Here is a 20049-nt window from a genome sequence, read left to right as displayed (position 1 = left end):
TCACCTCTAAAGGATTGATTTTATTTTTGACGCACTAATGTATTTTTGAAGGTATATTTGTCTGCTCGGTAATAGGATATATCGTATAAGATCGGTTTGGCTGATGCGGAATAGGTCATCGAATGGACCAAAAGCATCGGTTCCTCTTGAGGCACCTGTAAAAGTTTCGCAATATCGGCAGGACTTTTCACAGCTTCCACCTCTTGATGGGAATAACCAATCTCGATGTTGGCTTCAATGACTTGATACAAAGACGACTCTAATTGAGCTTTCGTGAGTTCTGCGGTGTCTTCTTGAAGATAGCGTTTCAGTACGTAAAGATTTTCCACCGTCATCGGCTCATCATCAAAGTAACGCAAGCGCACCAAATAAACGATCGGTTCCTTGGCGTAATCGCCAAACAGCTGACCAATCTCTATCGGGAGCTCTTTGACGGTTTCGATATGCAAAACTTCCGTACGGGTCTTTTTCCCTTGGATTTTGGCGGTCTCGGTAAAACTTTGGAGCCCGCCAGAGCCGCTTTGGATCTTGGGCTGTTTCATGACATAGGTTCCTTTGCCTTTTTCTTTCACTAACAAATTTTGGCCAATCAATAGATCGATGGCTTTGCGCACCGTTAAACGGCTGCACTGAAATTCCTCTGCTAAATCATAATCGGAAGGAAGCTTTTGGCTCGTCACGTACGTACCTTCATGAACCCGTTGCGCAATCTGCTGGGCAACTTCTTGAAATACTGCTTGTTTTTTCAACGTCTCTCCTACTTTCTTTCACTTTGCTACCATTCATAAAACGATCGATTGGCACTGACGCCAGAAGAAACACTGACAAACGCTTGTTCATCGATTCCTTGGATCATGCCTTCGACGGTCTTGAGTTCTCTATGGGAAATGACCAGTAATAATAGTTTTTTCTGTTGATGATCAAATCCACCTTCGACATCGTTGATGACCGTGATGCCTCGCTGCAAGGCACATTGCAACGTCGTAATGACGGGTTCTGCTTTTTCTGTAACGACCAGCAGCTGTACACGCCGCTGCTTCAGGTTGACGTAGTCGACCATCCGCCCACTGATGAAGAAGGAAATGGCACTATAAAAAGCATAAGGCCAGCCAAAGATCAGCCCAGCTGCTAGCTGCAAACTGACATTGAAGCCGATAAAGAAACTGCCGATACTTCTACCAGTGGCTTTTTTCACTAAAATCCCTAAAATGTCAAGCCCACCCGTTGAAAAATCGTCGTTCAATGTCAAGCCCACCGACACCCCGTGCAGCACTCCGCCAAACACGGCACAGATCACCGGATCGGTCGTTAAAGCAATGACCGGAACCACCTTCATCATAACAGAAGACAGGACGACGGTACAAACCGTCATGATGGTAAATTCTCGATCGATTTTGACCCAAGCAACCGCTAACAATGGCGCATTAAAAAAAAGCACCAAAAGCGGGATCGAAAGCTGCAGATTCAACTGCTCATCTAAAAGCTGCGACAGCAATTGCGACAAACCAGTGATCCCACTCGCATAAATATTTCCCGGCAGCCAAAAGAGATTTAGGGCAATCGACGACAGCAATGCATAGATCAAAGCAACAAGCATTCGTTTTCTATAACGTGCCATGTTTTTCCTCCTCCACTTCGTTTTTAGTATATATCATTAAGTATATACTGTCACGCAGAAAAAGCAGGCGAAATGAGGGGAAAAACAGGAACGAACCAAGGTAAAAACACGCCAAAATCAAGGAGTAAAACGTTGGTATCAAAGGTTTTTTAAGATTTTTTTAAAGCGAGTAAATCACTTGAAATTCGCTAAAAAATGAATAAAATAAAAAGTGTAAAAACAAAAGAATAAAGAAAGGATGATTCTTATGACACATGAGATTGTGCCACGCCGCTCAGATTCATACAGTATGACACCTTTTGATTTCTTTGAAGATTTTGGCCGCAGTTTTTTTGATGGGTTTCCATCGAACCTGATCAAAACCGATATTCACGAGAATGACAAGGAATTTCTCGTTGAAGCAGAACTGCCTGGCATCCCTAAAGAAAATATTCAAGTAACCTATGAAAATGGGGTTTTAACGATTACGGGACAACACCAGACGGATCATGCGACCGAAGATGAAAAAGGACGTCTGGTTCGCAGCGAGCGCAGCTTGACAAGCGTTCGGCGGCAATACCTGTTAGAAAACGTCAAAGAGGATGAAATCAAAGCCTCTTACGCTGAAGGAATTTTGAAATTGACGTTGCCAAAAGACCAAGGCAAACAAGCGTCAAAGAAACTGATTCCCATCGAGTAACCAAGGCAATCAAAGCACCGCAGCAAAACGAGCGATCTCTGTTTTGCTGCGGTGCTTGTTTTATTTTAGAAACTGTCCGACTACTAAAAAAATGGGACTGTGACATAAGTCCATAGAAGAAAACCGCAAGAAATGACGAGAAATCGTTCATTTCTTGCGGTTTTTTGGGTAAAATAAAAAGGAGCACCGGTTGCCGCCAATGCCCCATCATTTAATCCTGAAAGGACTAAACAAAATGTATACTAATTATAACATGAATCAACTCACTTTGGATCTATCTACTTCATTTTCTCCAAAAGAAAATCATGTCGCCGTTTTTATCCATGAACTGGTCGAAGCGCTTCAGATTAATGACCCCTATCTTTTTGGTCGACCAAGAGAATATGATTTAGGTGCCATGTTGAAGTTGGTTCTTTTTGCGTATACGCGAGAAACCTTTACAAGTCGCAAGATTGAACGCTTAGCTGAAGAAAACCTCTATGCTCGCTGGTTGACGCAAGAACGGGTTCCAACTTATCGAACGATCGCCCGTTTTTGTGTATCTAACGATGTGCAGGAGTTGACCAATAAAGGCTTAGATCAGTTGACAGAGTATCTGCGTGCACGGAATCTGATTGATGATGCGTTGTTTATCGACGGTACAAAAATCTTGGCAGATGCGAATAAGTACAGCTTTGTCTGGAAGAAAAACACGATCCGATTCGATCAAATGAATCGCGAAAAACTGCTTACTATGATGACGGAACTAAGAGAAGCGTATGCCCTGAAACAGATTCCCGAAGGGACGTCCTTGACAGTAGACATGATAGATGAACTGTTAACACGGATGGAACTACGTCTGGAAGAACTAGAAAAAGAAGTTGAGGCAACGAAACGTCTTTCGCCAAATCCAGCGAAACAACAACGGCGAACGTTGAAAAGCCAAGTACGCAAATTAAATACAAAACGAGAAAAACTTCTGGAACATCAAACGCAGTTTTCTACTTATGGGACAAGAAACAGTTATTCAAAAACTGATCATGATGCGACATTCATGCGCGTAAAAGAAGACCCTATGAAAAATGGCCAACTTAAGCCTGCGTATAACCTGCAGATCGCTACTTGTAATCAATTTGTACTCGGCTACGATGTCTTTCAAAACCCAACAGACACTAAGACACTGAAACCATTACTGGAAAAGATGAAGATTGCACAAAAGTCCCCTCATTATTTGGTCGCCGATGCAGGCTATGGTTCAGAAAGCAATTACCGCTATATAGAAGATGAACTTCCCCAGCATACTGCACTGATTCCTTATGGAACGATGTTTAAAGAACAAAGCAAGAAATGGCAGACAGATGATCGGAAAGTAATGAATTGGGATTATGAGCCTAAGGAGGACTTTTACATCGACCCCAAAGGGGTACGATTCAATTTTCATGCTTACCGTCAACGAACAGATGCGGATGGCTTTGTCCGAGATTTTAAAGAATACCAAGCAGAAAAAACGGATGCGAACCAAGCGCTCATTCCTGAAGCCTTAACCCCAAAGGGGAATCGCAGAAAGATCACTGTAAATCCGTCTTGGGAATACCATAAAGAAAAACAAAAAGAGCGCTTATTAACGCCTGAAATTCAAAAAATATATGGTCGGAGAAAGATCGACGTGGAAACAGTCTTCGGATTTATGAAGGCTTGTTTGGGTTTCACTCGATACACGGTTCGGGGCTTAGAAAAAGTCAGAAAACAGACGGGTTTACTCATTACGGCAATCAATATGATGAAATTGACAAAAATAGGTACTTGAACTACCCAAAATGAATAAAAAAAACAAGGAGCACTCGAAAAATCACATGATTTTCGAGTGCTCCTTATATTTTGGAGAGCGTAACTAGTTAACTTATGTCACGCCCCCGTTTGTGCTTATTCTTTGGTTTCGTCTTGGATGCTCGTTGCGTCTTCGACATCAGCTGGTTCGATTTGTGTTTCAACGGATGCAACAGTTCCAGGTTTCACTGTGCGGATCGCTGAACGATCAAACTCTAAGAAAATTCCTTCACAGTCGATGATCACGGTGCTTTTTTCTGTGTTGACTTCAGAAAGAACGCCGTGGAGTCCGCCGATGGTTACGACTTCATCGCCAGCTTTCATATTTTCTAAAAGATTTTTACGCTCTTGCTGTTGTTTCTTTTGTGAACGACTCATAAAGAACCACATTGCCACTAAAGCAACCAGCATAAAGAGCATTGGTAAAGATTGTGCCATTTTTTTCACCTCGATTTATTTTCTTTCCTATAAGATACTTTATCAGAATTCCTCTATTATTCCCACCATTTTAGTAGAGAATGTTAGAAATTCCTCGCATTTTCCTTGTTGAACCCATACTCTTCAATAAAATGCTCACGGAACTCCAACAAGTTGTCATCCATGATGGCTTGACGGACATTTTTCATCAGATTCAATAAGAAGTAGACATTGTGGTAAGACGTCAAACGCATACCAAAGGTTTCATCACATTTGATCAAGTGGCGGATGTACGCACGAGAATAGTTTTTACATGTATAGCAATCACACTTCTCGTCAATTGGTCGAAAGTCACGGGCATATTGCGCATTTTTCACGACTAAACGACCTTTTGAAGTCATACAGGTACCGTTTCTTGCGATCCGTGTTGGTAAAACGCAGTCGAACATATCGACTCCGCGAATCACGCCATCGATCAAGGAGTCGGCTGCCCCAACGCCCATCAGGTAACGTGGTTTGTTTTCTGGAATCCAAGGGGTCGTAAATTCCAACACGCGATTCATTTCCGCTTTTGGTTCGCCAACTGACAGGCCGCCGATGGAATACCCTGGGAAGTCCATACTGATCAAGTCTTGGGCACTTTGCTTGCGCAAGTCTTCAAAGCCTGCACCTTGAATGATTCCAAACAAGCCTTGACGATCTGGATTGGCATGGGCTTTCAAGCCACGCTCCGCCCAGCGAGACGTCCGTTCCACCGATTTTTTGACGTAGTCATAGCTTTCATCAAATGGCGGACACTCATCAAAACTCATCATGATATCTGACCCTAATTTGTTTTGGATATCAATCGCTTTTTCAGGAGATAAAAACATTTTCGACCCATTCAAATGGTTTTTGAAATGGACACCTTCTTCGACGATGTTGCGCATTTCGGCTAATGAAAAGACTTGGAAACCACCTGAATCTGTTAAGATCGGTTGATCCCAATTCATAAATTTATGTAAGCCGCCTGCTTCTGCAACAATGTCTTCTCCTGGACGTAACCACAAGTGATAGGTATTGCTTAAAATGACGCCTGCACCCATTTCTTTCAACTCTTCAGGGGCAAGGGTTTTGACCGTTGCTAATGTGCCGACTGGCATGAACATTGGCGTTGGAAAGGTTCCGTGAGGCGTGATCAGTTCGCCTAAACGGGCACCGGTATGCTTTTCTTTCTTTATAAGACGATAACGAATGGCTGGTTCCGTCATTCATTTCCCTACTTTCTCTCTATACTCGATTAACTGTGCAACGCTATCTATGATAAGGGTTGCCCTTACATTTTGCAAGGAAGTTTAAAGAAACTAAGAGTATTTTCTCCTAGTCATGCGAAACATCTATTACTTTTTTTTGAAGATTTAGCGAAAGTTTGCTATCATGTTATTTATATTGAAGGGAGGTTTTTTGAAATGAAATCAAATAGAGAACTAAAAGCAGAAGCAAAAGCAATGCTGCGAGGACGCTGGAAAGACAGTGTTTTGATGTGTATTGTACCGACTTTGATCTCGATCGCTATCGCATTCGTCATTATCGTCCTTACTGTTATTCCATTGTATCAAAGCGGTATGTTCAATGATCTTGGTTCTACCGATGCAGTCAATTCCGCTAGCGGCAGTGGTGGCAGTGGCGGCGGCGGTTTGATCAGCGGTCTATTTTCTGCCTTATTCGGTGCTGGGATCTCTTGGACTTTCCTTGATCTTTTACGCGGTAAAAAACAGTCGATCCAACCCTTTTCTGATGTCTTTCGTGGCTTCAGTGGTGCTTTCGTGTTAGGGATCATCGTCATTTATATTCTGTCGACTATTTTCACGACGTTGTGGACGTTCCTGTTTATCATTCCTGGGATCATCAAAGCTTATTCTTATTCTCAAGCATATTTTGTCTTTTATGATACCTATGAAGAAACGGGCATGCGGCCAGATTTTCTCAGCTGCATCACAGGTAGCCGTCATTTAATGAGAGGCTACAAAGGGCAACTGTTCATCCTTGATCTGAGCTTCATCGGCTGGCACATTTTGGCCATCATGACAGCAGGAATCGGCTACTTATGGTTGACGCCATACATCAGTGCAACCAAAGCAGCGTTTTATGACAATCTGCCTAAACGAGCACTTGCTTAAAAGATCGGTTCGCCGGTCTTTTTTTTGAGGAAAACGACCTTTTTCTTTTGCAAACGCTTCCGTTTCGTGTTATAGTATACGTGTAAGGAAGGTAGCAACTCTGTTGGTGGTTTTCGTAAATATCGCAAACTCAATCTACTAAAAGTTGTTGAACGTACAAGTTTCACCTAGTACCAAACGTGTAAAGTAACAAGAAGAAAAACGTAACAAGGATCGAACATTTCCATATCGAAAAATGATACGTCTCATTTTGTATCGGAATACACGAAACATGTGTAAGTTTGTAAAGGAAAACAAATTTTCGAGAAACATTGCTTTGCATGGACCACAAAAAGCGACCACCACTTATACCTTCCTCTAGTAGTAAGCTGGGCGACAAAAAAGCAGTTCTAAAAGTTGAGAAATTGTTTCAACTTAAAGAGCCGCTTACGTCGCTCAGTTTTTTTGTTTATTTTAAGAACATCGCATCGCCAAAGCTAAAGAAGCGATACCGCTCATCGATGGCATGTTGGTAGGCAGAAAGTGTTAGGTCGCGTCCTGCAAAGGCACTGACTAACATCACTAAGGTTGATTTTGGTAAATGGAAGTTGGTAGAAAAAGCTTCCACGATTTTAAACTGATAGCCTGGCGTGATAAAAATACTCGTCCACCCACTATCGGCTTTGATTTGCCCATCAAACTTAGTCCCAATGGTTTCTAACGTACGGATCGAAGTCGTTCCGACTGCAACGATCTTGCCGCCATTTGCCCGAACCTCGTTCAATTGAGCGGCAGCTTCTTCTGTCAAACGGTAAAATTCGCTGTGCATCTCATGATCAGCGATATTATCGACACTCACTGGACGAAACGTTCCTAAACCAACGTGCAAAGTCAGATAAACCAGCTTGACGCCTTTTGCGGCGATCTGCTCCAGCAATTCTGGAGTAAAATGCAAGCCAGCAGTCGGTGCAGCAGCTGAGCCGTTTTCTTTGGCATAAACCGTTTGATAGCGGTCTGGGTCTTCAAGCCGTTCTTTGATATAAGGCGGTAACGGCATTTCGCCAAGTGATTCCAGAATCTCTAAAAAGATCCCTTTGTATTGAAAACGAATGATCCGGCCGCCGTGATCGAGCTCTTCTTCCACCACTGCCTCTAATCGTCCGTCGCCAAAGGTGATCTTCGTGCCGACTTTGGCTCTTTTGGCTGGCTTGATCAAGGTTTCCCACGTATCCCCTTCAATATTGTTCAGTAAGAGGATTTCTAAATGGGCACCTGTTTCTTGTTTTTCGCCATAGATACGAGCTGGTAATACCCGTGTATCATTCATCACCAAAGCATCCCCTGGTGCCAATTCATCAATGATGTTATAGAAGTGCTTGTCCTCAAATTTGCCAGTCTCACGGTCAACCACTAATAAACGGGAACTTGAGCGATCGCTTAATGGCGTTTGGGCGATCAGTTCTTCCGGTAATTCAAAATCAAAATCTTCAGTTGTAAGCATGTTGTTCCTCTCTTTCCCTAAATTCTTCTCTATTCTAGCATGTTTTTATAAAAATTGAAAAAACAGCTTTTTATTCTGCCCTTTCTTAGAAAAAAATAAAGAGACTGCTGCCAAGGCCTTCTGCAAAAAAACCTCCTTTTTCCCAATGAAAAATAACGGGGGATCTTCGCCGTTTCTTTTCTCTATGCATCGCTCCTTAATGTGGACTTGCTTCTGGCGCTATTTTCGGTTTTGTCTATACAATTATGAAAAAAATGGGCAGATTATTTGAATAACAAGGGACTTTTCGGCATACTTAGTACAGATTCTAAGCCATTATTCAGATTGCTTAAATAAAAATAGAGGTGACATCATGATTGAGTTTCAGCAGGTATCCAAAATTTACAAAGGTGGTAAAGTCGCTGTTGAAGATGTGAATCTTTCCTTTGAAAAAGGCGAATTCATTTGCTTCATCGGGACAAGTGGTAGCGGAAAGACGACTTGTATGCGGATGATCAACCGTATGACGGATCCTTCTAAAGGAAAAATCTTGATCAATGGAAAAAGCGTTACAGAGATCAACCCAGTGGAATTACGCCGTCAAATCGGCTATGTGATCCAAAGCATCGGTTTGATGCCTCACATGACGATTCGGGAAAATATTACATTGGTTCAAAAATTGTTAAAAGTCAGCCAAGAAGAACGCAACAAAACTGCCGAGCGCATGATCGATTTGGTGGAATTGCCGCGAGAAATGCTCGACCGCTACCCCAACGAATTATCTGGGGGCCAACAGCAACGGATCGGTGTTGTCCGTGCCTTGGCAGCTGACCAAGATGTCATCTTAATGGATGAGCCTTTTGGCGCACTAGACCCAATCACTCGTGATTCCCTACAAGATTTGGTCAAAGACTTGCAAGAACGGCTTGGAAAAACCGTCGTCTTCGTTACCCATGATATGGATGAAGCATTGAAACTTGCTAGCCGCATCGTGATCATGAGTGAAGGAAAAGTCATTCAATTTGATACACCAGAAAATATTCTGCAACACCCAGCAACACCGTTTGTGGAAGAATTGATCGGTGAAGACCGCTTGTTGCAAGCAAAACCTGACACAACGCCAGTTAAAGATGTGATGTTGAATACCCCGATCGCTATCACACCAGAAAAATCCTTACAAGAAGCGATTCATTTGATGCGGGAAAAACGGGTCGATACCTTGCTGGTTACCGACAATAGCAACGTGCTAAAAGGTTACATCGATGTCGAATCCATCGACCGCAACCGTGGCAAAGTTACTAGTGTCGGCGATATCTTGAACAAAGATGTCTTTTTCGTTCGTGAAACCGCCTTGTTGCGGGATACCTTGCAACGCATTTTAAAACGCGGCTTAAAATATGTGCCGGTAGTAGATGCCGACAAACATTTAGTCGGGATTTTGACCCGTGCTTCCTTAGTTGATATCGTTTATGACGTGATTTGGGGCGATGAGCCATCGATCATGGAAGCCATTGAGTCGGCGAAACCTGAAGAAACTGAGGAGGTCTAGCGCATGCAAAGCTTCTTTAATGAATATGGCAGCCAATTGGTCACCAAAAGTCTCGAACATTTGTATATCTCCTTTGCGGCTTTGCTCTTAGGGATTCTTGTTGCTGTACCGATCGGTGTGATCTTGACCCGTTTCCCCAAAGCAGCAACGATCGTGATCGGCATCACCAGTGCGTTGCAAACCGTGCCTTCTTTGGCACTATTGGCATTGATGATCCCGATTTTAGGTGTCGGAAAAGTCCCTGCTATCGTCGCTCTTTTCATTTATTCCTTGTTGCCGATTTTGCGAAACACCTACATTGGAATGAAAAAAGTCGATTGGAATTACCGTGATGTTGCCAAAGGGATGGGGATGACCAACTTGCAGTCGATCATCAGTGTGGAATTACCACTAGCGATCCCAACGATCATGGCAGGGATCCGCTTATCGGCTGTGTATGTTTTAGCCTGGGCTACCTTGGCTTCTTACATTGGTGCCGGTGGACTTGGTGATTTGATCTTTAGCGGACTAAACAACTACCAACCGCCTTTGATTTTTGCTGGGACGATTCCAGTGACGATCTTTGCTTTATTAGCTGACTGGTTACTGGGTTTGTTAGAATACAAACTGACACCAGCTGCCTTAAGGGGGGATGCGTAATGAAAAAAACTTCAAAATTAGCGCTGTTGTTTTCCTTAGGTGTCGCTTTACTGTCCGGCTGTTCCTTTCCCGGTTTAGCCTCGACTTCTGATGAGAATACCGTGGCGATCACAGGTGGGATCACTTCCGAAGCCCAAATTCTTGGCGCAGTGGTTGCAGGTATGGTCGAACACTATACGGATAAAAACACAACCGTCATTAACAACTTAGCAACAACGACCATCAATCACCAAGCGATGATGAATGGCGATGCGTCGATCTCAGCTGCCCGCTACACAGGAACTGACTTGACCACGACGTTAGGGTTGGAGCCAGAATCTGATCCGCAAGCCGCCTTTGACAAAGTCAAATCAGAATTTGAGCAACGGTACCAACAGACTTGGTTCCCTTCTTACGGCTTTGATAACACATATGTCTTTCTTGTCAGAAAAGATACTGCCGAAGAATACGGATTGGAAAAAGTCAGTGACTTGAAAGATGTCGCAGATCAATTGGTTGCAGGGGTCGATACCGCGTGGATCACACGGGTCGGCGATGGGTACGATGGCTTCCAGAAAGCCTATGGGTTCTCTTTCCAAAATATCCTACCGATGCAGATCGGTCTCGTCTATGATGCTGTTGATAACGGAAAAATGGATATCGTTTTAGGGTACTCAACCGACGGCCGGATCGGCAGTTACGATCTCGTGATGCTAGAAGATGATCTAAACTTCTTCCCGCCTTATGATGCCGCACCGATCGTCGATGACAAATTGTTGAAAGAAACACCTGAAATCGGCGATGCCCTGAACAAACTAGCAGGCAAAATCGATACCGAAAAAATGCAAGAATTGAATTACCAAGTGGATAATGACCTTCTAGAACCAACGGTAGTTGCCGAACGTTTCTTAGAAGAAAATAATTACTTCGAAGGAGAGTGACGAAATGGCAGACATGAATTTATTCCAACAATTTCTTTTCTATTTTCAAGAAAATGGCGGCTATGTTTTTGCTCAGTTCATTCGTCACTTCTTGATTTCAATCTACGGGGTACTTTTTGCCTCGATCGTCGGGATTCCAATCGGGATCTTGATTTCTAAAAAAATGCGTTTGGCAGATTGGGTGATTCGTTTCGCCAATATCATCCAGACGATTCCATCTTTAGCGATGATCTCGATTTTAATGATCGGCATGGGCTTAGGTGTGAATGTCGTGATTTTAACGATTTTCCTTTATTCTTTGTTACCGATCATCAAAAATACCTATACTGGCATGCGCCAAGTCGACCGCAATACGTTAGATGTCGGCAAAGGGATGGGGATGACTAGCTGGCAGCGATTGTATATGATCGAATTGCCATTGTCTGTTTCGGTGATCATGGCAGGGATTCGAAACGCCTTAGTCGTGGCGATCGGTATCACCGCTATTGGCGCTTTCGTTGGTGCTGGTGGACTGGGGGACATCATCATCCGTGGAACCAATGCGACGGATGGTGCATCGATCATCTTAGCCGGTGCTTTACCAACTGCCTTGATGGCGATCATTACGGATCTTGGATTGAGCTTTATTGAACGCCGCTTAGATCCAGCCAGCCGTACTTCACGCTAAACTTATTTGGAAAAAGCAAAAACCGTTGTGACCATTTATTGGTCGCAACGGCTTTTTTGGTTCGGTCATTTTTCAGGAAAGTATCGCTTCAGCCGCTTCCCTTCTTAGGGTTAACGCCCTGCTCTTTTTTTCTATTTATCCATTCCATATACTTCGACTTCATAGATTCGGGCTGCTGAGTCTGCTCCTTGTGTTGGTTTATCAATACTGATTTTTACATATTGCACCTTCTTGACGGCAAACGTATTGGTGCTAGTGCCAGCTTCATTTTTCAACGTTCGTGAAACTGGCTCATAGTCTTTGCCGTCTTCACTGACGAGCACCGTATACGCCCGCGTATTCATGTCTGGGCCTTCTCCACCAGCTTCCGCATGGGCGAGGCGTACTTCACTGACCGTTTGCGGTCGACCGAGATCGATCATCAACTCATGAGGCGCATTGCCTGTCGCACACCACTTCGTACTCAAATCACCATCGAGGGCAAAAGCTGGTGCTTCGGCATCATTGACAAACGATGAAGCAGTTGCTTCGGCATCTTTTGAAAGCAGCATTAACTCTTTTGGCGCATCAGCAGAAATCGTGATCAATCCCGCCATTTCCAGAGGGGTCTCTCCTGCTTCGTTTTTGGCAACAAGCGTGACTTTGTAGGTACCTGGTTCCGAATAGGTCACTTGGGGATTTTCTTCTGTACTGCTGGTGATATCGCCGCCTTCAAACGTCCATTCAAATGCTTCGGCATTCGCAGATGAGGTATTCGTGAAGGTGATCGTTTCCCCCGGTGCCGCTAAGGTTTTAGAGGCTGTAAAGGCTGCTTTTGGCAGCTGATTGTTCGGCCAAGTGATCTCCACCGTATCGGATAGCTTGCCGCGATTGCCATAGCGATCCACTGCCACCACCGCGAACTTGGTTTTCGTCCCTTTTGGTCGTTCAACGGCATTCAAATAGTGGTTGGTTGCTGGCGTAGCTGCTAAGAAAGAGCGTGAGCCTTAATCGTTCAATTGGTAGACCTCATAAACCGCAGCTGTCTTGTCCTTGGCAGCTTCCCACGTTAAACGGACACCCGCATAGTTGCCCTCTTCTTCATCAAAGAGCACATCCTCAACCGTCAATGCTTCGGCAGCGAATTTCTCCGCTTTCTGATCTCCGATCGTTAATTGCCCTAGATTCAACTCATAGACATCACTGGTATCTTTCGTGGTTATGTCATAACCGATCGCTGTCACTTCCCCTTTGATGTCTTTCAATGAGTAAGTGATCGTCGTCCAGTCTGTTGCGACCTCTTTGTCTCCTTTGATCGTTTGTGTTGAACCATCAGCTAAAGTCACGACCAAATCAAGAGCTGTCGGTACCGTTGCTTTGACAGTCGTCGTCAGCTTCGTCTTTTTCGTCACAGGAAATGCTATCTGATACAATGCCATGTGACTGGTACTGCCTTTTGTCATCTGTCCACGTAGTTTCAGTGCATTTCCGCCATTATAGGCCTCCGCATAATTGATTGATACAGCCAAATCATTGTCTTTTCCATGGTCAAAGACCCAACGATAGGTCGGCAAAACAGCTTGCAAACTTCGGTTGTTCCAATTGCGGCTGGACACTTTTTCTCCCTCGATAAAATAGTTGTAGCCATTCCCCAAACTAAAATTCGTCACAAAAGGCAGCTCTGTGATAGCGGTCTGTTCCAGGGCATACGTGGAGATCCCAGGCCACTCTGTCGCTTCTGGCAGCTGGCTTTCCCGAGGATCGCCCGTGTTATTGACCCAAAAAGCATTCTCTTTGCTTTGGAAATCATCCGGCGTACTAGCAGAAGAATAGGTCCAGCTAGGCACATACAGGCCCAATGAGGTATAAGGAACGCCTTTTTCATCCGTAAACAGATCCCAGCGCACAGGCGTTGAATAGCCATTTTCTTGTACATCGATCCCAGCAAAAAGATCGTAAGGATCGACACCGATTTCACGGGCTTTTTCATTGGAGGCCTTCAACAGCTCTTTGTCCGCCAGTTTGTCAGTGGTCCACCAGAAATTCAAGAACATACTATCTGCCAATGGGTTCATCTCTGCATCCACCAAATAGGCTTTGTTCTTATCCGTCAAAGCGTTTTGCCAATCCATTTTCCCATCACTCGTCATGGAATCATACCACATGATCTCTAAATGCTCGTCGGCTTGTTCTTTGAATTGGGCGATCAATTCTTGCATCGCTTTGGCGTGGCTTTCATTTAGTCCTTTACCATCAGCCCCCGATTGTTCGACACCTTCCGCTGCATCATCAAAACTAGTGACCGCCGTATCGGTTTCTTGATTGATGAACCAGCCATCAAAGCCATACGTATTGGCAACTTCGATCATCTTTTCTACGATCGGAAAATTGCCATCCTCATCCTTAGCTAAAAACGTATCTAGCCATTCCAGTTTCCCACCATGGGCAGTTTGCGGAAAGAAGATCGTTCCTAAAACCGGCACGCCATTCCTATGAGCAGCATCTGTCACATCAGGACTTGGTGGTACGATGATCCCTTCACCAGAAGAGCCGCCCCAATAAACCAATTGATCGATGTATTGCCAATAAGAAAAGACATTGGCATCAAAGGTATTGATCCCACGTGGTGCATTGCCGCTCGTACTGCTATTCATGATCGAAAGCGCCACGACTTTGTTTTCTGCCGTTTGCGTGTCATTCATCTTCGGCAACGTCTCTTTAGCTGCCCGCTGCGCTAATGGAACAACGCTGGTATTGTATTTCGCATCTGGATCTTTTTCAAAAGACCATGCCAACAAATCCTCTGGGAACCAATAAGACGACTCCGGTTGATTGTCCATCGCTTTTTCCAACGTACTTTTGGCTGTTTCTTGGTAAACGACTTTTCCAGTTGTCTTCGCCTCACTTTGGGTGCAGCCGCCGATTGCCATTGCCGCTGCTAACACCAACAAAGATGCGCCAACTTTACTGATTTTCCTTGTCACACTTCTTCCTCCTTGTTTTACATAAATCCGCCAACATTCCTACACTAAAACGATAACGCTCTCAAAGGTCGGAATATAGGAACAAATTAAAGAAATCATGCAACAAATCCAAGAAGGTTGAGTTTAGAAAAAAAAGAGCCTCCTTTTAGGGAAGCTCTTGGTCAACTAGCTAAAAAATCAGCTCTTCACACTTCATTCATAATGTGTCCATGCAGAATAAATTTCCACAACTTTATTTTCCTCATCAACTTTGTAAACCATTCGATGTTGCCTATTCAGCCTACGTGAATATCTGCCTTCATGTGTAGATCTCAGCTTTTCAAAAGACTGCGTGGGCATATATGGATCTTCCTTCAAGGCCTGAATCACTTCTTCAAACTGTTTTTTTAAATTCGATTGTTTGATTTTCCTTAGATCCACTTTCGCAGAGTTTTTGATTGTGACCGTATCACTCCTCATCAAAGAGCTTGCCAATCAATATCATCGATATCCGTAAAGCCACTGTCGTCTTTTTCGCGGTCTCGTACCTTTTCTAGAGTACCTGTTTGCTCAAGAAAAAGGGTTTCTTGAATCGCTCTCCAGTCTCCTAGCCCAATCAACACCGCATTGTTTCCACTTCGATCACTAATAATCTCAATTTCAGTATGGTTTTCATTTACATCTTTCAATAACTGATAAAAATTTTTACGAGCAGTGCTAGGATTCATCGTTGTTTTAGCCATTGCCACTCCTCCTTTTCTTGATATAATTATAGCGTACCTGATTGAGTACATCAAAAATACAATAACGTACTCATATACAGCGAACTTTCCCCGTTATTTTTACATAGAAAAAAAGAGCCTCCTTTTAGGGAAGCTCTTTGGCCCTGCTTACTTCTTACTCCTTTCCAACGAGCGGCAGCCAAACGCGCATTTCGCCTATGCCCCGATTGCCCCATAAATGGTATGGGATCAGTTGCCACGTACGAGGTATGACCGTTTCCGCTCGTTCTTCGTAAAGGGTTGTTCCCGACCATTCTTCGCTTTGGTAGCCTTTGATCGCCAAACGTAAAGTAGTTGGCAACAACGTATCCTCTTTCGAAAAGGTCGCCTCCAGCGCCTGGGGGTCGATGCGGCAACGCCAGAGTGCTTGACCATTGTCGGCTTCTTCTATGCAATACACGAAGGGGCCACGTTGCAATGCGACTTGATTGATGTCTTGAATAACTTGAGGATTCGCACGCAAGATTTGCAATGGTTGTTCAAAACGGATATTGGCCGTCACGTTTTCGACTGCCTCAAAGATGATTGCCTCGTTCGTCTCCAGCCATTCGTGTCCACTATCGATTTGAAACTTACTTAGTCCGTTAGGTTTGTGGATGATGAGCGTCTTTGGAATGCCTTGATAGCGAATCGTGAGGTCCTCTGTAAAAGGAAACCCGCCCGTTTGTTCAAACGTAAATTGATCAGGTTCTTCTAAACGGCTTGCTACAAATAAATTCACGTAAAGCTTCTCTTGATCGCAAGTGTAAACCAAGCGCTGCAGCGAAGCGACCATCCGCGCAAAATTCGGCGGACAACACGCACAACCGAGCCAATCGGGTCGTTGGGCTTTGACGTGACCTTTGCCAGGATTTTCTTGATCTCGTTGGGGATTGACCTCCAAAGGATTCACGTAGAAAAAGTGTTTGCCGTCAATTGCCGCACCAGAAAGGACGCTATTATACAACGCTCGTTCCATCGTCGCTAAATATTTTGGTTCATTGGTTAGTTTGAACAGCTCAAAAGAAAATTGGACCAATGCAATGGCTGCACAGGTTTCACAATACATCGTATCATTTGGCAAATCATAGGGACCGACAAAGGCTTCCCCGTGAACGGTTGAGCCGACGCCACCGGTCACATACATTTTCTTACAGGCGATGTCTTCCCAAATCGCTTCACAAGCATCGCTTAATGCTTGATCTTGGGTATGCTGGGCGACTTTTGCCATCCCGCTTGCCATATACAGCATTCGTACCGCATGACCTTTGGCTTCATGCTGCTTTTTAGGTTGATCGTAGGCTTGTAAATAGGTGAGGTCTACCCTTGGCGTTTCATCCGATAAGCCATCCGCTTGGTTTTTCAAGATTTCTTTTTCGTAAAAGGCAGGATCTTCCCCACGTACTTCAAGAAAGAAATCAGCTAATGTCAAATAGGTTTGTTTACCGGTGTATTCATACAAACGCACCAGAGCCAATTCGATCTCTTGATGGCCATCAGCACCTTGAATTTTTCCAGGCTCCCGCCCAAAATACGTGCAAATATTGGCGATATTTTTCTCTGCCACGGTCAGTAATTTATCCTTGCCTGTTGCTTGATCATAAGCGATAGCCGCTTCGACTAGATGCCCGGCACAATAAAGTTCATGACTGAAATACAGCTGACGGTATTTTAACTTCGGTCGGGTCAATTGAAAGAAGGTATTTAAGTAGCCATCCGCTTCTTGTGCAGCAGCAACTAAGTCAATCACTTCATCTACTATCTTTTCCAATTGCGGATCGCTAGTATTCAACAAGCTATACCCAGCCGACTCGATCCATTTGTAGACATCACTATCTTGGAAAAACCAGCCAAAATGTTCCCCTTCCATTTGCCCTGCAGCGATGCGAAAATTCGCCAATGCATGGCTTTTCCCAGCTGGCAAATTGGGATCTTCCCGTTCTGCTTGAACATCTACATCGATTTCATCATTTAGGACTTGGTATTGGTAAGGAATCGTTTCTTTGCGAACAAGCTCTTGGTATCCTTGCCAAAACTCGTCCGTGAGCTGGATCTTGTTTAATGCGAATTCTTTCATTACGTTCTCCTGTTCTTTTATTTTTTTATGTTTGATCATTCGTTTCATATTTACTTCATTAATAAAAAGGCCGGATCATCTCCTGTGATATGTTGCCCTGCCTCTTCTTTGATCGTTTGCTTATATAAGAGCTGGTAGGCTTTAGGACTCATGCCTTTTTTCTGTTTAAAGGTATTGGTAAAGTGCTGCCTACTGTTGAATCCTGCTTGAGCGGCAATTTCGACGATTGGCAGCTGACTATTGCTTAGTAAAAATGCTGCCTGCTTCAGACGCTCACTGGTGAGAAAATGGTTGACCGTCACTCCCAGTTGCTCATGAAAGAGTTTATGCAAGTAGGCTTTCGTAATCCCCACAGCCGCTGCGATTTGGGAGACTTGAATATCTTCATCAAAATGCTGTTGAATATAGTTGACCGCAGCGTTCACATAGCAATTGCCCCGTTTGGTTTCTTTCGTACGTAATGAAAAGGCTAATTCCATCAGCATCCGCTTAAACAAGAGCTCGATCGTAAATTGCCGTTCAGCAGACGGTTGCTCTTGAGTATCATCGATCATTAGCAACTGCAGCAATGACTTGATCGCTTGTCCAAATTGGCGGACATCGCGACTTTTCGCGTAAGGCTCATTCAATTGTACATTTCCTTTGATGTATGCAAAAACATCACGAACACAAAGGCCGGACGGTGTCTCACTCAGAAGAAATTCAATATTCAGTAAGGTGCAGGAATCTCCTTCAACGAGTAAGGCGTGTTCCACAAACGCATTTATGAAAACGAAATCATTTCTTTCCAGAACAATTACTTGATCTTGCACCTTTATCTTACACTTCCCTTTGGTCACAAACCTGATCTCACACGCTGGGTGTTGATGTGGATCCATGGAAAAACGCTCAAGGGCAACACTATAGTATGCTGTAATCTTCGCATAGTTTGTTTCTTGTGGAAACACCATTGATCAACTCCTTTTTCATTCGTTGACGATTTCTTTCTTTTTTATTGCTAGTAGACAAAACTTTCCCTCTCTTTTTTATTGCTTACTATACTATAAGAAAAACGTACTAGGAGGAAATCGATGTCTTTTTTACATTTTGCACAAACACCCCCAATGGGATGGAATTCTTGGGACTGCTATGGCGCTTCTGTAACCGAAGCAGAAGTGATCGCCCATGCTGATTTTATGGCAGAGCATTTGAAAGCTTATGGTTGGGAGTACGTCGTCGTGGATATTCAATGGAGCGAACCAGAAGCAAAGTCTACAAGGTACAATGATTTTTGTCCATTGTGTATGGACGACTATTCTCGCTTGATTCCTGCTGAGAACCGTTTCTCTTCAGCAAAAGATGGCGCTGGTTTCAAAAAACTTGGTGACTATCTGCATCAAAAAGGGCTGAAGTTTGGTATCCATATCATGCGCGGCATTCCACGACAAGCAGTTCATCAAAATACGCCGATCAAAGGAACGGATAAACGGGCACGGGACATTGCTATGAATTCAATCTGCCCTTGGAATTCCGATATGTATGGGGTCGATGTTTCATTGCCTGAAGGACAGCTTTATTATGATTCTTTGCTCGAATTATATGCTTCTTGGGGTGTTGATTTTATAAAGGTGGATGATATCGGCGATTCGAAAATTTACGGTGATGCCCATAAAGCAGAAATCAAAGCGATTCGCCGTGCGATCGATCGATCGGGTCGAGAGATCGTCCTTTCTTTGTCTCCCGGACCAGCTGCCCTCAAAAATGGTAGTTTCTTTCAAAATCATGCCAATATGTGGCGCTTGACGGATGACTTTTGGGATCATTGGGGCGCCCTTTACGCCATGTTTGACCGAGCAGCAGAGTGGGCACCTTTCGTCCGTCCAGGTAACTGGCCTGACTGTGATATGCTGCCGTTGGGTCATATCGGCATTCGGGCAGTTGATGGTGGCGGTGGTGATAGTTGGACACGTTTTACGGAAGACGAGCAATACTTATTGATGAGTTTATGGACGATCTTCCAATCTCCATTGATGTTCGGTGGTACTTTACCAGACATCGATCCCTTTACGTTACGTTTATTGACGAATACTGAAGTCTTAGAAATGTATCGAAGAATCCATACGAAAAAAGAGTTCTATCGTGATCAAGAGTGGATCATTTGGGAGGCGTTGAGCGACACAGCCGTCTACTATGCCATTTTCAATGTTTCTGATCAAACGCAAACCATCCCAAAATCGATCGCTGCTTTACTACCAATTAAAAGCGGCACTGAGTTATGGCAACAAAAAGAACAAACAATTGCCGATGCTGAGGTTCCTACTCATGGTGTCTTGTTACTCAAAAGCCCATTACAATAGTCCTCTCAATGAAAGCAACA

Annotated in this window: 17 protein-coding genes and 1 pseudogene; 8 read left to right on the top strand and 10 right to left on the bottom strand. The window is 43.9% G+C overall.

All coding sequences use genetic code 11. The features are described 5' to 3' along the window. Nucleotides 1-20: 20 nt before the first annotated feature. Complete coding sequence (locus tag IGK14_RS02205; protein WP_005227344.1) at nt 21-749, bottom strand: GntR family transcriptional regulator, LSA1692 subfamily; 729 nt, start codon at nt 747-749, stop codon at nt 21-23. A 26-nt stretch (nt 750-775) separates the two neighbouring features. After that, entirely contained in the window at nt 776-1618 is an 843-nt protein-coding gene (locus IGK14_RS02200) for a YitT family protein (protein WP_010748746.1), read from the bottom strand. 247 nt (nt 1619-1865) lie between these two features. Between IGK14_RS02200 and IGK14_RS02195 the strand changes: the two genes are divergently transcribed. Together IGK14_RS02195 and IGK14_RS02190 are read left to right on the top strand one after the other, a co-directional pair. Then, on the top strand, nt 1866-2297 hold the full coding sequence (locus IGK14_RS02195; RefSeq protein WP_005227339.1) for an Hsp20/alpha crystallin family protein: 432 nt from the start codon (nt 1866-1868) through the stop codon (nt 2295-2297). 235 nt (nt 2298-2532) lie between these two features. Next, nucleotides 2533-4083, top strand: a complete 1551-nt coding sequence (locus IGK14_RS02190) for an IS1182 family transposase (protein ID WP_034695668.1) — start codon at nt 2533-2535, stop codon at nt 4081-4083. A 116-nt stretch (nt 4084-4199) separates the two neighbouring features. Here IGK14_RS02190 and yajC read toward each other — a convergent pair whose 3' ends face one another. Both yajC and tgt read right to left on the bottom strand, forming a co-directional pair. Then, the gene (gene yajC, locus IGK14_RS02185; protein ID WP_005232170.1) at nt 4200-4541 is read right to left on the bottom strand and encodes a preprotein translocase subunit YajC; all 342 of its coding nucleotides are present in this window, start codon (nt 4539-4541) and stop codon (nt 4200-4202) included. Between the two features lie 83 nt (nt 4542-4624). After that, entirely contained in the window at nt 4625-5770 is a 1146-nt protein-coding gene (gene tgt / locus IGK14_RS02180; protein ID WP_005227333.1) for a tRNA guanosine(34) transglycosylase Tgt, read from the bottom strand. 198 nt (nt 5771-5968) lie between these two features. Between tgt and IGK14_RS02175 the strand changes: the two genes are divergently transcribed. Next, entirely contained in the window at nt 5969-6679 is a 711-nt protein-coding gene (locus tag IGK14_RS02175) for a DUF975 family protein (RefSeq protein WP_010748743.1), read from the top strand. Nucleotides 6680-7127: 448 nt separating this feature from the next. Here IGK14_RS02175 and queA read toward each other — a convergent pair whose 3' ends face one another. Continuing rightward, a complete protein-coding gene (gene queA, locus IGK14_RS02170) occupies nt 7128-8159 on the bottom strand; it encodes a tRNA preQ1(34) S-adenosylmethionine ribosyltransferase-isomerase QueA (protein WP_010748742.1) in 1032 nt (343 codons plus the stop codon). 352 nt (nt 8160-8511) lie between these two features. Here queA and IGK14_RS02165 point away from each other — a divergent pair, with 352 nt between their 5' ends. The 4 genes from IGK14_RS02165 to IGK14_RS02150 are packed head-to-tail and all read left to right on the top strand — an operon-like array spanning nt 8512 to nt 11913. After that, nucleotides 8512-9687, top strand: a complete 1176-nt coding sequence (locus tag IGK14_RS02165) for a betaine/proline/choline family ABC transporter ATP-binding protein (RefSeq protein ID WP_005227327.1) — start codon at nt 8512-8514, stop codon at nt 9685-9687. A 3-nt stretch (nt 9688-9690) separates the two neighbouring features. After that, nucleotides 9691-10326, top strand: coding sequence for an ABC transporter permease (locus tag IGK14_RS02160; RefSeq protein WP_010748741.1), 636 nt, complete (start codon nt 9691-9693; stop codon nt 10324-10326). Next, the gene (locus tag IGK14_RS02155) at nt 10326-11246 is read left to right on the top strand and encodes an osmoprotectant ABC transporter substrate-binding protein (RefSeq protein ID WP_010748740.1); all 921 of its coding nucleotides are present in this window, start codon (nt 10326-10328) and stop codon (nt 11244-11246) included. The genes IGK14_RS02160 and IGK14_RS02155 overlap by 1 nt, the downstream gene beginning before the upstream one ends. Before the next feature lie 4 nt (nt 11247-11250). Next, nucleotides 11251-11913, top strand: a complete 663-nt coding sequence (locus IGK14_RS02150; RefSeq protein WP_005227316.1) for an ABC transporter permease — start codon at nt 11251-11253, stop codon at nt 11911-11913. A gap of 131 nt (nt 11914-12044) precedes the next feature. Here the strand turns inward: IGK14_RS02150 and IGK14_RS02145 are convergent. From IGK14_RS02145 to IGK14_RS02125, 5 genes and pseudogenes are all read right to left on the bottom strand, one after another. Then, nucleotides 12045-14876, bottom strand: a pseudogene (locus tag IGK14_RS02145) (endo-beta-N-acetylglucosaminidase). 192 nt (nt 14877-15068) lie between these two features. Beyond that, complete coding sequence (locus IGK14_RS02140) at nt 15069-15335, bottom strand: Txe/YoeB family addiction module toxin (protein WP_010748738.1); 267 nt, start codon at nt 15333-15335, stop codon at nt 15069-15071. Then, on the bottom strand, nt 15335-15598 hold the full coding sequence (locus IGK14_RS02135) for a type II toxin-antitoxin system Phd/YefM family antitoxin (protein WP_010748737.1): 264 nt from the start codon (nt 15596-15598) through the stop codon (nt 15335-15337). Before IGK14_RS02135 ends, IGK14_RS02140 begins: the two co-directional genes overlap by 1 nt. 154 nt (nt 15599-15752) lie before the next feature. Beyond that, entirely contained in the window at nt 15753-17693 is a 1941-nt protein-coding gene (locus IGK14_RS02130; protein ID WP_010748736.1) for a glycoside hydrolase family 127 protein, read from the bottom strand. A 50-nt stretch (nt 17694-17743) separates the two neighbouring features. Continuing rightward, nucleotides 17744-18643 (bottom strand): helix-turn-helix domain-containing protein, encoded by a 900-nt coding sequence (locus tag IGK14_RS02125; protein ID WP_010748735.1) that lies wholly within the window; start codon nt 18641-18643, stop codon nt 17744-17746. Nucleotides 18644-18763: 120 nt separating this feature from the next. On the opposite strand from IGK14_RS02125, the gene IGK14_RS02120 reads away from it, so the two are divergent. Further along, nucleotides 18764-20029, top strand: a complete 1266-nt coding sequence (locus tag IGK14_RS02120) for a glycoside hydrolase family 27 protein (protein WP_010748734.1) — start codon at nt 18764-18766, stop codon at nt 20027-20029. Nucleotides 20030-20049 lie beyond the last annotated feature (20 nt).

It is taken from the genome of Enterococcus sp. DIV0970a (genome assembly GCF_051711265.1).
In the GTDB taxonomy this organism is placed as follows: domain Bacteria; phylum Bacillota; class Bacilli; order Lactobacillales; family Enterococcaceae; genus Enterococcus_D; species Enterococcus_D casseliflavus.
Note: the sequence above shows the minus strand (reverse complement) of the source record. Positions and strands in the feature narration are given on the sequence as shown.

Bases quoted from the DNA above. Each gene is read 5' to 3' on its own strand.
- IGK14_RS02200 (WP_010748746.1), bottom strand. From the start codon at position 1,618: ATGGCACGTTATAGAAAACGAATGCTTGTTGCTTTGATCTATGCATTG.
- IGK14_RS02195 (WP_005227339.1), top strand. From the start codon at position 1,866: ATGACACATGAGATTGTGCCACGCCGCTCAGATTCATACAGTATGACA.
- IGK14_RS02190 (WP_034695668.1), top strand. From the start codon at position 2,533: ATGTATACTAATTATAACATGAATCAACTCACTTTGGATCTATCTACT.
- yajC (WP_005232170.1), bottom strand. From the start codon at position 4,541: ATGGCACAATCTTTACCAATGCTCTTTATGCTGGTTGCTTTAGTGGCA.
- tgt (WP_005227333.1), bottom strand. From the start codon at position 5,770: ATGACGGAACCAGCCATTCGTTATCGTCTTATAAAGAAAGAAAAGCAT.
- IGK14_RS02175 (WP_010748743.1), top strand. From the start codon at position 5,969: ATGAAATCAAATAGAGAACTAAAAGCAGAAGCAAAAGCAATGCTGCGA.
- queA (WP_010748742.1), bottom strand. From the start codon at position 8,159: ATGCTTACAACTGAAGATTTTGATTTTGAATTACCGGAAGAACTGATC.
- IGK14_RS02165 (WP_005227327.1), top strand. From the start codon at position 8,512: ATGATTGAGTTTCAGCAGGTATCCAAAATTTACAAAGGTGGTAAAGTC.
- IGK14_RS02160 (WP_010748741.1), top strand. From the start codon at position 9,691: ATGCAAAGCTTCTTTAATGAATATGGCAGCCAATTGGTCACCAAAAGT.
- IGK14_RS02155 (WP_010748740.1), top strand. From the start codon at position 10,326: ATGAAAAAAACTTCAAAATTAGCGCTGTTGTTTTCCTTAGGTGTCGCT.
- IGK14_RS02150 (WP_005227316.1), top strand. From the start codon at position 11,251: ATGGCAGACATGAATTTATTCCAACAATTTCTTTTCTATTTTCAAGAA.
- IGK14_RS02140 (WP_010748738.1), bottom strand. From the start codon at position 15,335: ATGAGGAGTGATACGGTCACAATCAAAAACTCTGCGAAAGTGGATCTA.
- IGK14_RS02135 (WP_010748737.1), bottom strand. From the start codon at position 15,598: ATGGCTAAAACAACGATGAATCCTAGCACTGCTCGTAAAAATTTTTAT.
- IGK14_RS02130 (WP_010748736.1), bottom strand. From the start codon at position 17,693: ATGAAAGAATTCGCATTAAACAAGATCCAGCTCACGGACGAGTTTTGG.
- IGK14_RS02125 (WP_010748735.1), bottom strand. From the start codon at position 18,643: ATGGTGTTTCCACAAGAAACAAACTATGCGAAGATTACAGCATACTAT.
- IGK14_RS02120 (WP_010748734.1), top strand. From the start codon at position 18,764: ATGTCTTTTTTACATTTTGCACAAACACCCCCAATGGGATGGAATTCT.